The sequence below is a fragment of the Parasphingorhabdus sp. genome (genome assembly GCF_039982395.1).
Taxonomy (GTDB): domain Bacteria; phylum Pseudomonadota; class Alphaproteobacteria; order Sphingomonadales; family Sphingomonadaceae; genus Parasphingorhabdus.
In genome coordinates this window covers 94,861-109,409 of sequence record NZ_JBDWYO010000003.1, presented here as the reverse complement: position 1 = coordinate 109,409, position 14,549 = coordinate 94,861, and the positions used below count along the sequence as shown (strand labels likewise).

The following is a 14,549-nucleotide window of genomic DNA, read 5'->3' as shown; positions in this document are numbered from 1 at the left end:
TTTTATGACCCAATCCGTGTTGTTTGTCTGTTTGGGCAATATCTGTCGTTCCCCTCTTGCAGAGGCCGCCTTGCGGCAAGAATGCGCCAATGCCGGCCTGAATATCATCGTTGATTCTGCGGGAACCGGCGAGTGGCACGTCGGACAGGCGCCGGACGAGCGTGCTGTGGCTGTCGCGGAGCGCAATGGCGTAGATATCAATCATTTGCGCGCACGGCAGGTGACCGCATCAGATTTTCGCGATTTCAATCATATCATCGCGCTCGACAATCAAAATTTGAATGATTTGACTGCTATTCAACCTGCAAAGCCCGGCGCAAAACTATCCTTGTTATTTGATCATGTTGAGGGTCGGGCAGGCGAAGATGTCACTGATCCCTATTATGGCGGAGCAGAAGGGTTCGACCAAACTTGGGAAGAAGTGACCGAGGCTGCCCAAACGATCCGCGGCTGGCTGGAAGACCGCTAGACTTTGCTAGTAGATCGCAAAACCTGTGGTCCTTTCAAAAAAATCCATGCGCAAATTAGCGGGTTCGATAGATTTTGTCTATCAATGCCGATGATGATATTTTGGGTAGCCTTACCGGTTTTCCTTGAAATATCTGCTATATTACCCGATATTGATAGAGAAAGAGCCCGTTTGTCGGCTCGCTAATTTGAGGAGTATGGAATTATGGCTTGGCAGGATCCAAGAACAACCTTCGGTCAGCCCGCTGTGGGCGCCACAGCACAAACGGATGTGGCGTTTGATGCGGGGCTGCGTTCATACATGCTCAAAGTGTATAATTATATGGCGAGCGGTGTTTTGCTGACCGGTATTGTTGCTATGCTCTTTGCAAGCTCCGGCATGGCGCAGGAGGTCATGTTCGGCGGCGGCCCTCTAAAATGGCTGATTATTCTATCGCCTCTCGCGATCGTTTTTGCGATGAGCTTTGGTCAAAATAAATTTTCAACCTTTACGTTGCAGGCAATGTTCTGGGGTTTCGCGACCCTGATGGGCCTCTCCATGTCGACCATTTTTCTGGTCTACACTGGGGCATCTATTGCGCAGACATTCTTCGCAACATCAGCTGCGTTCCTAGGCCTGAGCCTCTATGGATATACCACCAAGAAGGATCTGTCCGGTTGGGGCAGCTTCTTGATCATGGGCGTGATCGGTTTGTTGGTTGCCATGGTGATCAATATCTTCCTGCAATCAACGGTCATGCACTTCGCCATCAGCGCGATCGGTGTCCTGATCTTCGCAGGTCTAACCGCATATGATACGCAGCGGATCAAGAGCATGTATAGCTATGTTGCAGGTACGGATATGGTAGGCAAAACCATCGTTCTGAGCGCGCTCAGCCTGTATCTGGACTTTATCAACATGTTCCAGTTCTTGCTCACATTCATGGGCAGCCAAGACTAGCTTCAAACCCTAGGCACGAAATGCAAAAAAGCCCGGCAGGAAACTGTCGGGCTTTTTCTTTTGCCGGTTCGTCGAGATTTACATGCTAATACTGGACAAGCATCGGGCGTAACCATAAGGAAACGGCTGTTGTTGCGGGAGAAAATCATAATGTCGCGTTTGAAGGGCCTTCGTTTAATTGTGGTAGCAGGGGGGGTAGCCTTGCTGGCCGCCTGTCAAACGGCTCCAGCGCCAGTCGCAGCGCCGGTTGTACAACCGCAATATACGCCGCGTGCGCCGACTCCGCCATTTGGCGCCAGCACCTTGTCGGTCATTCCCAAGCTGCGCGCTGATGGCATGCGGGACACGATCAACCGTGATCTCGGCCCCTTAGAGACCTTATGGCATGTACGGGCCGGTTTGAATGTGGCTGCGCTCAGCTGCACCGGACCGCTCTATGACCGGCTGGTTGGCGACTATAATGCGTTCATCAAGAATAACAGCGCGTCTCTGCGCCGCGCAAATGCTGCGATTATCGGCAAGTTCCAGCGTGAATTTGGAAGCGGGCACAAGAAGGAACATGATCGGCACCAGACGCGCCTATATAATCACTGGTCCTTCTCTCCTCTTCGTCGTCCTTTCTGCGATCAAGCGGTGCAAGTGAGCCAGCGTGCGATTGTAACCAAGTCGGCTGATCTGAACGTTTTCGCTGCAGAAGCGTTGGCAGAATTGGAACGGCCGTTCAATGAATTCTATCTCGCATATGAAGAATATGAGCGGGATCTGGAAGCCTGGCGGGTCCAATACGGGCAACCCACGGGCAGCTAAACGGATTTGATCCTGTAAAAAAAAGGCCGGATGGTAAAACCATCTGGCCTTTTTTCTTGTCCGATCGATCGTTCCACTATTGATTGGCAATGAGCGCATCATCAATGGCTTTGGCGTCCTTATAGGCGCTGCGGCCTGTTAGCCGTTCAACATATGTGGCAAAGGAGTCTCGCTGGGGCAGGGTGCCGAATTGCGAGCCCCAGATGACCTGAGCGCCAACATAGACATCGGCCATGGTAAAGCGGGGGCCACAGACATAGTCATCGACTTGAAACTTGCTGTCCAGGACTGCGACAACCCGGTCATAATTGCCGTAACCGGCCGTCATTTCCTTGTCCGGTTCGATTTCAAAGCCCAGCGTGCGGTTGGTTATGGCGGATTCCAGAGGTCCGGCGGCATAGAATAGCCAGCGATAATAGTCCGCCCGTTCCGCAGCATTTGGCGCCAGTCCAGCCGCGGGGAAGCTATCCGCAAGATAGGCGCAAATAGCGGCGCCTTCGGTGACGGCTTTGTTATCATGGACAATGGCAGGAACCTTGCCCATCGGATTGATTTTTAGATAGTCTTCCGCCTTCATCGATGTCCCGTAATCCAGCAGAACCTGCTCATAATCCGCGCCAGCCTCGTGCAGCGCCCAGCGGGCAATCTGACCGCGTGACATTGGATTGGTGTAAAAGCTGATAGTGGACATATCTCTCTCCTTCGGTTTCAATGGACCATAGCAGAGGCCTGCACGGACTGGAAAATAAGATGATCAAGCATTTCTTTTTGATTTCAAAGAAACCGGAAGTTTCCGCGGAGGATTTTCGGGCTTATTATGAAGCGCATCATGTGCCGCTTATCAACCGATTGCTGCCCATGTTTGTCCATTATCAGCGGCATTATGTCGACCTGTCCGAAAGCCGCGTGTCCGAGAAGCAAGCCGATCCCGGATTTGATGTGATCACGGAAATTCATTTTGCCACGCAGGCCGACTATGATGCGTTTCTCAATGCCACGTCCAATCCCGAGATCATTGCGGAGATCCGAGCAGATGAAGCCAATTTCCTGATCAGCGATGCCACGCGATCGCTGCGTATGGATAGCAGCAGCTAAATGTTTATGGGAAAAGGGTTTCTGGGCGGAGCGCACAAATAAAAAACGGCGTGTGACCAGACACGCCGTTTTTTATTTTGTAGGGCCTTGGGGCCCGTTTGCAGCAGGCTATTTTGCCTCGCTGTCGGCCTTTTTCTTGGCCGGGGGTTTCTTTTTCTTCGCCTTGGGCGCAGCCGCGGTGACTTCGAATGTCAGGGCATTGTCCTTCAAATGCACCTTGACCTCGCCGCCATTCTTCAGCTTGCCGAACAACAATTCCTCGGCGAGCGGCTGCTTGATCTTTTCTTGGATCAGGCGGCCCATCGGGCGGGCACCATAGAGCTTGTCATAGCCGCGCTCGGTGAGCCACGCCAAAGCATCCTCGTCCAGCGTGATATGGACATTTTGGTCGGCCAGTTGCATTTCGAGTTCGAGAATGAATTTCTCGACGACCCGGGCAACGACTTCGGTCGGCAGATAGGCGAAGGGCACAACCGCATCCAGACGGTTGCGGAATTCGGGGGTGAACATTTTCTTCACCGCTTCTTCGCCGGCGTCTTCCTTGGACATATTGCCAAAGCCAATGCCCTCTTTTGCCATATCGGACGCACCGGCATTGGTTGTCATGATCAACACGACGTTCCGGAAATCGACGGTCTTGCCATGGTGATCGGTGAGCTTGCCATTGTCCATTACCTGCAACAAGATGTTGAACAGATCGGGATGGGCTTTTTCGATTTCGTCGAGCAGCAGCACGCAATGCGGATTTTGATCGATGGCATCGGTCAACAAACCGCCCTGATCATAGCCGACATAGCCCGGAGGCGCGCCAATCAGGCGGGAAACGCTGTGGCGCTCCATATATTCCGACATATCAAAGCGTTTGAGCGGAATGCCCATGATCGATGACAATTGTTTCGCGACTTCTGTCTTGCCGACGCCGGTCGGGCCACTGAACAGGTAATTGCCAATCGGCTTTTCCGGTTCGCGCAATCCGGCACGGGATAGCTTGATGGCGCTGGACAGCTTGCTGATCGCTTCATCCTGGCCAAAGACAACACGCTTCAAATCCTTCTCCAGATTCTCAAGTGTTTTCTTGTCATCTTTGGAGACTGATTTGGGCGGGATCCGCGCCATTGTTGCGATAACCGCTTCTATGTCCTTGGTGGTGATCATTTTCTTGCGCCGCGATGGTGGCAGAAGCATTTGCATCGCGCCGACTTCGTCGATCACGTCAATGGCTTTGTCCGGCAATTTGCGGTCGTTGATGTAGCGAGTGGACAATTCTACTGCTGATTTCAGTGCATCAGGCGAATAGCGCACTTTGTGATGCTCTTCGAAGGCACCGCGCAAACCAGAGAGAATCTTGATCGTATCTTCCACGGATGGTTCGTTGATATCGATTTTCTGGAACCGCCGCAGCAAGGCGCGATCCTTCTCAAAATGGTTGCGGAATTCTTTGTACGTGGTCGATCCGACGCAGCGAATGACACCGCCGGATAGCGCCGGCTTCAAAAGATTGGAGGCGTCCATCGCGCCGCCGCTGGTCGCACCAGCACCGATCACTGTGTGAATTTCATCGATGAATAGGACCGCATCCGGCATTTTTTCAAGCTCGGACACAACCTGTTTCAGCCGTTCTTCAAAATCGCCGCGATAGCGTGTTCCGGCCAGCAAAGCGCCCATGTCGAGCGAGTAGATGACGGCAGGAAGCAGAACTTCCGGCACATTTCCTTCAACGATGCGCAATGCGAGGCCTTCGGCAATGGCGGTTTTGCCGACACCAGGTTCACCGACATAGAGGGGATTATTCTTTGAACGGCGGCACAGAATCTGCACCGTCCGGTCGACTTCCGCCTGCCGGCCGATCAACGGATCAATCCGGCCATCGGCGGCTTTCAGGTTCAGATTGACGGTGAATTGATCGAGCGCCGTCTCTTTCTTGGTCTTTTCTTTCTTGTCATCTTCGCCTTCAAGGCCCGACAATTCTGCGGGTTCAGCGGTTTGGCCGCCTTTGCCGACGCCGTGGCTGATATAGCTTACCGCGTCCAGACGGCTCATATCTTGTTGCTGCAGGAAATAGACCGCGTAGCTTTCCCGCTCGGAGAAGAGTGCGACCAGAACATTTGCGCCGGTGACTTCATCCTTGCCGGATGATTGAACATGGAGAATAGCCCGCTGCACAACGCGCTGAAATCCGGATGTTGGGGAGGGGTCTATCGCCTTTTCGACCTTCAAGGAGTCCAGCTCGCTATCGAGATAGAGCACAACCGCATCTTCCAGTTCTCCCAGATCGACGCCACAGGCATTCATCACTTGAGAAGCGTCGCCGTCGTCAATCAATGCGAGAAGAAGATGTTCCAGAGTCGCATATTCATGGCTGCGGTCTGAGGCATTTTTCAAAGCCTGATGCAGAGTTTTCTCGAGTGATTCAGCGAAGGATGGCATATATATTACTCCAAATTTGGGCCGCTTTTGGCGGTCCTGTTGCCGAAGCCGATGATGTCTCATCGGGGTTCGGGCTTTAACCAATTGCTTGCACTCTAGATCGTGAGCCGGACCTTAAACGTCAAGGGTACAGATGCTTGTATCTGCGGGCATCAGGCCAAAAGTTGTGCGTTTTTGTCTGTCTTCTCCAATGCGGTTCAATATGGAACGGTAGAACCCGTTTATTATTAAACAAGGTTAACAAATGCTTTACGATTTGCCAGCCTTTATCGCTATTTGAAGAGATTTTCCGCACTTGCGCGGTGGCTGACGGCAAAGCTTTTCTTTGCCTCGCAGCGACTTATTTCCGATTTCAGCAAAGAAATCCGCTGATCCAGCTCGTCGACCGATAGTGGATCGATATCTTGTTTTATCAGCAAAGCCAGGGGATCATTGGCGTTGCGCGGCAGATTGTCGTCTTCATCCATGAATCTTCGAGCCTCCTTAATCGCAATGTTGACCGCCCGCGCTTTGCTGTCAATAAGGGGCTGTAGGGCGGAAGGTCGCAAATTTTCTAGGGGATCGTCAATGACCGTATCTGAATTGTTGCAAAAAGAGATGACTGCTGTCGCTATAAGCGAACCTGGCGGACCGGAAGTGCTGAAACCGGTCACGGTCGAAGTGCCGCAACCAGATAGCGGCGAAGTGCTGATTCAAGTTGCTGCTGCCGGCGTGAACCGGCCAGATGTGGTCCAACGCATGGGCTTTTATCCGGTGCCGCCCGGAGCGTCTCCTTTGCCCGGTTTGGAAGTGTCCGGCACTGTGGTGGCTCTTGGCGAAGGGGTCGAACCGGAATGGATGGGCCGCAAGATTTGCGCGCTGACCAACGGCGGTGGCTATGCCGAATTTTGTGTTGCGCCCATCGGTCAATGCCTGCCGGTTCCCGAGAGCCTGACCATGACCGAAGCTGCAGCGCTGCCAGAGACGCTGTTCACCGTCTGGGGTAATTTGTTCAACCGGGGTTTTGCCCGGGAAGGAGAAACCGTGCTTGTCCATGGCGGCACCAGCGGCATTGGCACAATGTCGATCATGCTCGGCAAGCTTTTTGGTCTGAATGTGATCGTGACCTGCGGCAGCGATCAGAAATGCACCGCCGCCAAGCAGATCGGCGCAGATCATGCGATCAATTATAAGAGCCAGGACTTTGTTGAGGAAATCCAGAAGATTACCGACGGGCAAGGCGTCGAAATTGTGCTGGATATGGTGGCGGGCGACTATGTCGCGCGCAATCTGCAATGTCTGAAGGAAGATGGTCGCCATGTAACCATCGCGGTTCAGGGCGGTTTGCAAGCCACGATCAACATGGCCCATGTCATGATGAAGCGACTCATATTGACCGGTTCGACGCTTCGGCCACAATCGGCAGACCGCAAGGCGCTGCTCGGTGATGAACTTTACAACAATGTCTGGCCCGATGTCGAAGCGGGCAAATTGAAGCCAGTGATGGATGAGAGCTTCCCGCTTGCTGATGCCGCCAAGGCCCATGCCCATATGGAAGCGGGCGATCATATCGGAAAAATCGTGCTGATCGTCGGATAATGCGCTGCAATCTGGTCACCAAAACTTCATAAAACGGGAATCTGGCTGTCACAATCAAGGCGTAAGGAAAGGTTCATGGGTAGTTTCCATGGGAGCTTTCAATGGCCAAGCAATTTCCATCCGTTACCAAAGCCGATACGCCGCTGCTTGATGATGATCTGTATGAAGCGCGGCTAAAACGGAAACCGCGCGTCGATGTGCAGGACCGGACGCGATATCGAACCATCTGGATCTCCGATATCCATCTGGGCACGCGGGGTTGCAATGCCGACCTGCTGATCGATTTTCTGGATCATGTGGATAGCGAGACGCTCTATCTTGTTGGCGATATCATTGATGGCTGGCGACTGAAAAAGCGGTTCTTCTGGCCGGACGCGCACAATGATATTTTCTGGCGGATATTGAAGCGGGCGAGGCGTGGCACACGTATCGTCTATATTCCTGGCAATCATGACGAGATGTTCCGTCAATTTACCGGCCTGAATTTCGGCGGGGTGGAAATCCGGCGCTCCGCGATCCATGAAACCGCCGATGGTCGTCGTTTGCTGGTCCTGCACGGCGATGAATTTGACACCGTCATGCTGGCCCATCGCTGGCTCGCTTATGTCGGGGATGCTGCTTACGGGATATTGATGCGACTCAACTGGCTGGTCAACAAGCTGCGCAACCGCATGGGACTGCCCTATTGGTCACTCTCCAAAATGGCGAAGCACAAAGTCAAAAATGCGGTAGAATTTATCGGGCGCTATGAAGAGCTAGTTGCCAAAGCTGCGGACAGTCGCGGCGTTGATGGAGTGGTCTGTGGTCATATTCACACCGCCGAGCATCGCATCATAAAGGGGATTGAATATTATAATGACGGCGACTGGGTGGAGGGCTGCACCGCCTTGGTGGAGTGCGACGACGGAATGATGGAAATTCTGCACTGGGCCGACGAGATTGCGGCGCGAAAGGAGCGGCAGAAACAGCCCGCACGCTTGATGTCGGTTAGCGCCAATTGGGATGAAGCAGCATGAAGATCGCTTTGGTGACGGATGCTTGGCATCCGCAAGTCAACGGCGTCGTCCGGACTTTGGATACAGTTGTCGGCCTTTTGCGCGATTGGGGGCACGAGATACTGGTGATTTCACCGGAGCAGTTTCGTTCCATCCCTGCGCCAAGCTACCCTGAAATCCGATTGGCCTTTACGCGGGCCTCTACCGTTGGCAGGCAGATCGAACAATTTGAAGCCGATGCGGTGCATCTAGCCACCGAAGGACCGCTTTGTGTTCAGGCAAGACGCTGGTGTCGAAATAATTCACGATCATTCACAACAGCTTATCACACACAGTTTCCAGAATATCTTGCCAAAAGAACGAAATTGTCACCGCGCGTTTTCTGGCCCTATATCCGCTGGTTCCACCAAGCGTCGGAAGCGATCATGGTTTCGACCGAAAGCGTCCGCAATCAATTGCGGAGCGAGAAACTGTCGCATGTTCATCATTGGAGCCGCGGAGTCGATCTTGGGAATTTCGGTCCCGCCGCTCCGTCACCGACAATTTATGAAGAGCTCGAGCGGCCGGTCCAGCTTTATGTCGGGCGGGTGTCGGTGGAAAAAAATATCGAGGCCTTTCTGGACAGTAACCAGCCGGGGTCCAAGGTTGTCGTCGGAGATGGGCCGGCGCTGGCAGCCTTGCAAGCGCGCTACCCACATGCCCATTTTGCAGGACGAAAATCGGGCCGGGAGCTGGCAGGCTATTATGCCGGAGCGGATGTTTTTATATTTCCCAGCAAGACCGACACTTTCGGGCTGGTCATCATTGAAGCACTTGCCTGCGGCACTCCGGTTGCGGCTTTTCCGGTGACAGGGCCGATCGATATATTGACGCCGGAGAGCGGTGCCATGGATATGGATCTAAACACCGCGATCCAGCGCGCCTTGAAGCTAAATCCAGCTGATTGCATCGCCCGGGGAGGGCAATATAGTTGGAGCGCCAGTGCCAATCAATTTCTGAGCGGTTTGGCCTCGCAGGAACGTTGGCTGGATTGCCACATGTCGCGTCGCATCCTCGCCAAGGCAATATTTGCGCGGGTTTAGCCAAATATCTTGCCGACTCTCTCCAAACATCCTACATAAGCTTCCAACAGGCCGTCTCCGCAAGGGGGCGGCCCTTTATTTTTGAATTGCCGCTGGCCATGAAAACGCCAGCTATTGGAAGGATGCCATCATGGCCGAACAAGCAACTCCTCTTATGCAACATGCTACTGCCAGCTGGCTTGTAGACAATACCGGACTTAGTTTTGAGCAGATCGCCGAATTTTGTGGCATTCATATTCTCGAAGTCAATGCGATGGCCGATGATCTTGCGAGCTCGAAATATACCGGTCGTGATCCTGTGCAGGCGCAGGAGCTGACCCATGAAGAAATCGAGAAAGCCGAGAAAGACTCAGACTATCGGATGGTCTTGCAAAAAGGGCCGGAGCAGGTGCGTCGGACCAAGGGACCTCGCTATACGCCGGTTTCCAAGCGTCAGGACAAGCCCGATGGCATCGCCTGGTTGTTGCGCAATCATCCCGAAATTTCGGATGCGCAGGTTGGCAAGTTGATTGGCACCACCCGGACCACGATCAATGCAATCCGTGAGCGTGAGCACTGGAACATCGCCAATATCGCGCCAAAGGATCCGGTGACCCTTGGCCTTTGTTCACAGCGTGAATTGGATGCTGTTGTTGCCAAGGCTGCGAAAAAAGCTGGCATTGAACCAGATGGTGAAGATGACGCGAAATTGGGTGGCGATAAAGAAGCCTTGATTGCCGAGCTGCACGAAGAGCGCGCGCAAGCGGTCCGTGATGCAGAAGCCGAACTTTCGGGTGATGCAGACGATGCCGACAAGGCTCCGGTCGAGCATACAGCTGAAACGCTTTTCAAAGACAGCTAAGCTTTCACAATTGCCGGGGACGTCGGTTGGCCGCTGTCCTCGGCTCCGTCACTAGATTTAACTAACCGATTAAACCGGGTTGCGCTTCGCGTGATCAAGCGGCTATGGCTGGTGCATGGATGCACCCCGAAAACCACCCGCTTATGATGCGATGCTCGCCGATCATGGCTTTGATCCGATAATATCGGAAGGCTTGACCTATCCGCTTGGCGACTATGAGCCGAAATTCGGAGAATATTTTGAACTGATGCCCGGCATCGGTTGGACCCGGACGCCCGTGCCCGGTCCGCTCGGTCATATCAACAATTGGGTATTGGCCGATCGCCATGCCGATGGCAGCGAGGGATTTGCTATTGCCGACACCGGATTGTTCATGCCGGAGGTGGTCAAAGCCTGGAAATATATATTCGAAGAAGGCGCGTTGCAGGGGCAAAGCGCAACGAAGATCATCGTCACCCATTATCACCCGGATCATGTCGGCTGCGCCGGCTGGCTGGCAAAGCGTTTCAAAGTGCCATTGCACATGAACCGCACAGAATGGTTGATGACGCGGCTGTTGATCGCTGACAAACGGGATGGTGTCCCGCAAGAAGCTCTGGACGAATGGCTTTTCTGTGGCTGGGAGCAGCATCTGATTGATGATTTCGCGGCCAAGGGCTGGGGCCGTTTTGCCCGGGCTGTGTCGGAATTGCCAATCGGTCATGTCCGGATGGAAGAGGGTACCAGAGTAAACACGGGTGATCACGAGTGGCGCGTGGTAATTGGCAACGGCCATACACCCGAACATGCCTGTCTGATCGACGATACCGCCAAGGTGATGATCTCTGGTGATCAGATATTGCCGCGGATCACGTCGAACATTTCAACCCTGCTCAGCGAACCGACCAGCGATCCTTTGGGAGAATGGTTGGCAAGCATCGACCGGTTCCGCAACGAGCTGGACAATGATCTGCTGGTTCTTCCTGCCCACGGTCGCCCGTTTCTGGGCGCGCATCAGCGGCTCGACGCGCTGGCGATGCGCCACAATGAAGCGTTGGATGATCTGGAGAAGGGCCTTCGCGAAAGCCCGAAGCGCGTGGTCGATAGCTTCCCCTATCTGTTCCGGCGTCCGATCACGCCCGACGTTATAGGGATGGCGAGCGGCGAGGCCATGGCGACCTTGCGGCATCTGGAATATACCGGACGCGCCCGCCTGGAAATGAAGGATGGTACCGCCTGGTATAGCGCGACCTGAAACGCACGTGCTGCTTCTATCTAGCCCGCAAGACCTTTGTCATCCGTGGGCGGCTTCACTCCGCCGCTGGTGCGGTGTAGCGCGTAACCGCGCAAGAATATGGCAAGTGCAACCAGTGACACAATTCCCGCCAAGCCGAATGGAGCACCCGGTAGATAAAAACTGCTTCCAGCGACCGTAAAAGCTGCGAACACGGCGGCAAATAGCGGTGGTCCGACAACCGAGGCGAGGCTTTGCAGACTTGCCACCGCGCCTTGCAATTCGCCCTGCGTATCATCCGATATTGCGTTGCTCATCAAACCATTGATAGATGGCTGAAACAGGCCTTGCATCGCCCCGATGGGAATGGCGATGAAGATGAGCCAGGCATGTTCCGGACTGGCGATGACATAGAAGGCGCAACTAACCGCCATGGTGGCCGCCCCCAGAATGACAGAATTGCGTTCGCCAATACGCGGCACGAGCACGCGGATAAGAAATCCCTGAACGATAGCGGCACCGAGCCCGACGGCCGCGAAAGACAGGCCGACAAGCAATTCGCTCCAATCAAAGGACTCGATGAGATAAAATGCAAAAATGATCGGGAAAACGACATGGGCGGTCATCCACACGGTCAATGCTGCGGCATACCAGAGCACAACCTTATTCTGGCCACTGAGGGCCTTCAGGGCGACGACCGCATTGGCCCGCGCCAGTTGGAACGGGCGCCGCTTTTCTGGTGGCAGGCTCTCTTTGAGCATGAAAAAGCCGAAGACCAGATTGAACGCAGCCAGCGCGCCAGCACCAAAAAAGGGCAGGCGGGTGCCATATTCGCCCAATATGCCGCCAATCGCTGGACCAATGATGAACCCCAAACCAAAAGCCGCACCGATTAGGCCGAAATTCTGGGCTCGTTTTTCAGGCGGAGAAACATCAGCGATATAAGCATAAGCGGTGCTGAAACTGGCGCCCATGATTCCGGCAATGATCCGGGCGGCGAACAGCCATAGTAAAGATGAGGCAAAGCCCATCAGCGTGTAGGCGATTGCATAGCCTCCGAGCGCGCCCAACAATACCGGCCGGCGTCCAAATCTGTCTGATAGATTGCCGATGATCGGACCGAAGATAAATTGCATGGCGGCATAAGCAAAGGCGAGCCAACCTGCATAGACGGCCGCATCGGAAATGGTCTCCCCGGTAATGCTGGTGATCAATTTGGGTAGAACCGGCATGATTATGCCAAAGCCCAGCATGTCGATCAGCACGACGAGAAAAACAAACACCAGAGATGATTTTGCGGCGGGAGGGTTAGCGGACTCGGTCATTGCTTCACTCCCTACACTCAGGCTTCCCAGAATGGGAATAATTAAGCTGTGCAATTTTCATTGTCAGTTCACACAGTTTCACTTACATCAATGTCAATGACTGACCAAAGCTCCGACCAGCCGCCGATCTGGAAATCCCGCTATAATCATCCCACCCAATGGGACCAGTTCTACTCGCCTCTTACGATGCCGGGCATGTTCTTCCGCTCTGCGGGCCGGCGCGGGGAAGCCAATTTGCTGGATTTCATGGGCCGCAAATATAGCTATGCCGAAGTGGCCTCAGGCGTGGTGCGTGTGGCCAAAGGGCTTCAGGAACTGGGGATCGGGAAAGGGGACCGCATCGGTTTGTTCCTCCCCAACGTGCCGCACTATGTCAGCGCATATTATGGCGCGATGGCGATTGGCGCGACGGTTGTGAACTTTTCTCCTCTCTATACCGTTGAAGAGCTAAACCATCAGATCGAAGATAGCGGCACCAAGATCCTCTTTACGCTTTCGGCCACCGCAGTCTTCCCGACGGCATATAAAGTGCTCGAACAGTCTAGTCTTGAACGGCTCGTGGTCGGCAGCATTTCTGGTGCACTCCCGGCAGGCAAGGCGATTCTATACTCATTGTTCCGCCGGAAAGAGAATAGTCCGCAACCGGCGGATGACCGAATTACCGCATTTGCCGACCTGATCGACAATGACGGCAACTACAAAGCGCCCAATATTCGGCCCGACAAAGATATTGCGCTGCTGCAATATACCGGAGGCACCACTGGCTCTCCGAAAGGAGCAATGTGTAGCCATCAGAATTTGACTGCAAATGCTCGCCAGATCAACGGTATAGATCCCTATATCGACGAGACCGACCGGTTGATGGGCGTGCTGCCTTTCTTCCATGTCTTCGCCAATAGTGCGGTGCTGAACCGCACCATTGAGCGTGGCGGAGAAATCGTCATGCTGCCGCGCTTTGATGCAAAGCAGACGTTGAAGGCCATTACCCGCTCAAAAATCACGGCAATGCCCGGCGTTCCGACGATGTACCAAGCTTTGCTCGACCATCCCGATATCGACAAGACCAATTTCTCTTCGCTGAAGGTCTGTGTATCAGGCGGTGCGCCGCTGCCGATGGAATTGAAAAAGAAATTCGAGGCAAAGACCGGTGCCAAATTGGTTGAAGGCTATGGTCTGACCGAAAGCTGCGGCGTGGTCAGCGCCAATCCCTATGAAGGATTGAACAAACCCGGCACGATCGGCCAGCCTGTCCCGGGGACGCTGGTGAAGCTTGTCGACAAGAGTGACCCGACAAAACCACCTCCGGAAGGAGAGCCCGGCGAGTTGATATTTTCCGGACCACAGGTGATGCAAGGCTATTGGAACTTGCCGGAAGAAGACGAGCAAGTGTTCGTCGACGGCTTCCTGCGCACGGGAGACGTGGCGACCATCGACGAGGATGGCTATATTAAAATTGTTGACCGTCTAAAAGATATGATCGCTGTCGGTGGCTTTAAGGTCTTTCCCAGTCAGGTCGAGGAAGTACTGTACAAGCATGAGGCGGTCAAAGAGGCTTTGGTTATCGGCGTGCCCGATGACTATCGTGGGGAGAGTCCCAAGGCCTATGTTTCTCTGGAACCGGATATGAGTGTTGCCGGCGACATATTGAAGGACTGGCTCAATCCCCAGCTTGGCAAGCACGAGCGGGTGACCGAAGTGGTAGTGCGCGAAAGCCTGCCCAAGACGATGATCGGCAAGCTGGACCGCAAAGCGCTTCGGGCGGAAGAATTGGGCTAATG

At 54.0% G+C, this 14,549-nt stretch carries 14 protein-coding genes; 10 read left to right on the top strand and 4 right to left on the bottom strand.

Annotated elements, in window-relative coordinates; genetic code table 11:
* The first annotated feature begins 4 nt into the window (after nt 1-4).
* The 3 genes from ABJV08_RS07100 to ABJV08_RS07090 all read left to right on the top strand — a co-directional run bounded on the left by ABJV08_RS07100 (nt 5) and on the right by ABJV08_RS07090 (nt 2,215).
* On the top strand, nt 5-469 hold the full coding sequence (locus ABJV08_RS07100) for a low molecular weight protein-tyrosine-phosphatase (protein WP_348040428.1): 465 nt from the start codon (nt 5-7) through the stop codon (nt 467-469).
* A 204-nt stretch (nt 470-673) separates the two neighbouring features.
* Nucleotides 674-1,408 (top strand): Bax inhibitor-1/YccA family protein, encoded by a 735-nt coding sequence (locus ABJV08_RS07095; protein ID WP_348040427.1) that lies wholly within the window; start codon nt 674-676, stop codon nt 1,406-1,408.
* A 150-nt stretch (nt 1,409-1,558) separates the two neighbouring features.
* A complete protein-coding gene (locus tag ABJV08_RS07090; protein ID WP_348040425.1) occupies nt 1,559-2,215 on the top strand; it encodes a hypothetical protein in 657 nt (218 codons plus the stop codon).
* Nucleotides 2,216-2,291: 76 nt separating this feature from the next.
* Here the strand turns inward: ABJV08_RS07090 and ABJV08_RS07085 are convergent, their stop codons facing one another.
* Nucleotides 2,292-2,906: a glutathione S-transferase family protein gene (locus ABJV08_RS07085; RefSeq protein WP_348040423.1), complete on the bottom strand. Its 615-nt coding sequence runs from the start codon at nt 2,904-2,906 to the stop codon at nt 2,292-2,294.
* Between the two features lie 20 nt (nt 2,907-2,926).
* Here ABJV08_RS07085 and ABJV08_RS07080 point away from each other — a divergent pair, with 20 nt between their 5' ends.
* A complete protein-coding gene (locus ABJV08_RS07080) occupies nt 2,927-3,310 on the top strand; it encodes an EthD domain-containing protein (RefSeq protein ID WP_348040421.1) in 384 nt (127 codons plus the stop codon).
* Between the two features lie 108 nt (nt 3,311-3,418).
* On the opposite strand, the gene clpA is transcribed toward ABJV08_RS07080, so the two are convergent.
* Complete coding sequence (gene clpA / locus ABJV08_RS07075) at nt 3,419-5,737, bottom strand: ATP-dependent Clp protease ATP-binding subunit ClpA (protein WP_348040419.1); 2,319 nt, start codon at nt 5,735-5,737, stop codon at nt 3,419-3,421.
* Nucleotides 5,738-6,009: 272 nt separating this feature from the next.
* Nucleotides 6,010-6,204, bottom strand: a complete 195-nt coding sequence (locus tag ABJV08_RS07070) for a DUF1192 domain-containing protein (protein WP_348040417.1) — start codon at nt 6,202-6,204, stop codon at nt 6,010-6,012.
* A 100-nt stretch (nt 6,205-6,304) separates the two neighbouring features.
* On the opposite strand from ABJV08_RS07070, the gene ABJV08_RS07065 reads away from it, so the two are divergent.
* The 5 genes from ABJV08_RS07065 to ABJV08_RS07045 all read left to right on the top strand — a co-directional run bounded on the left by ABJV08_RS07065 (nt 6,305) and on the right by ABJV08_RS07045 (nt 11,467).
* On the top strand, nt 6,305-7,315 hold the full coding sequence (locus ABJV08_RS07065) for an NAD(P)H-quinone oxidoreductase (protein WP_348040415.1): 1,011 nt from the start codon (nt 6,305-6,307) through the stop codon (nt 7,313-7,315).
* A gap of 101 nt (nt 7,316-7,416) precedes the next feature.
* Nucleotides 7,417-8,331, top strand: coding sequence for a UDP-2,3-diacylglucosamine diphosphatase (locus tag ABJV08_RS07060; protein ID WP_348040413.1), 915 nt, complete (start codon nt 7,417-7,419; stop codon nt 8,329-8,331).
* Nucleotides 8,328-9,392, top strand: coding sequence for a glycosyltransferase family 1 protein (locus ABJV08_RS07055; protein WP_348040411.1), 1,065 nt, complete (start codon nt 8,328-8,330; stop codon nt 9,390-9,392). The genes ABJV08_RS07060 and ABJV08_RS07055 overlap by 4 nt, the downstream gene beginning before the upstream one ends.
* A gap of 154 nt (nt 9,393-9,546) precedes the next feature.
* Entirely contained in the window at nt 9,547-10,233 is a 687-nt protein-coding gene (locus ABJV08_RS07050; protein ID WP_348041259.1) for a DUF1013 domain-containing protein, read from the top strand.
* A gap of 115 nt (nt 10,234-10,348) precedes the next feature.
* Nucleotides 10,349-11,467: an MBL fold metallo-hydrolase gene (locus ABJV08_RS07045; protein ID WP_348040409.1), complete on the top strand. Its 1,119-nt coding sequence runs from the start codon at nt 10,349-10,351 to the stop codon at nt 11,465-11,467.
* Nucleotides 11,468-11,487: 20 nt separating this feature from the next.
* Here ABJV08_RS07045 and ABJV08_RS07040 read toward each other — a convergent pair whose 3' ends face one another.
* A complete protein-coding gene (locus ABJV08_RS07040; RefSeq protein ID WP_348040407.1) occupies nt 11,488-12,771 on the bottom strand; it encodes a TCR/Tet family MFS transporter in 1,284 nt (427 codons plus the stop codon).
* A gap of 96 nt (nt 12,772-12,867) precedes the next feature.
* Between ABJV08_RS07040 and ABJV08_RS07035 the strand changes: the two genes are divergently transcribed.
* Entirely contained in the window at nt 12,868-14,547 is a 1,680-nt protein-coding gene (locus tag ABJV08_RS07035) for a long-chain fatty acid--CoA ligase (RefSeq protein ID WP_348040405.1), read from the top strand.
* Nucleotides 14,548-14,549: the final 2 nt, after the last annotated feature.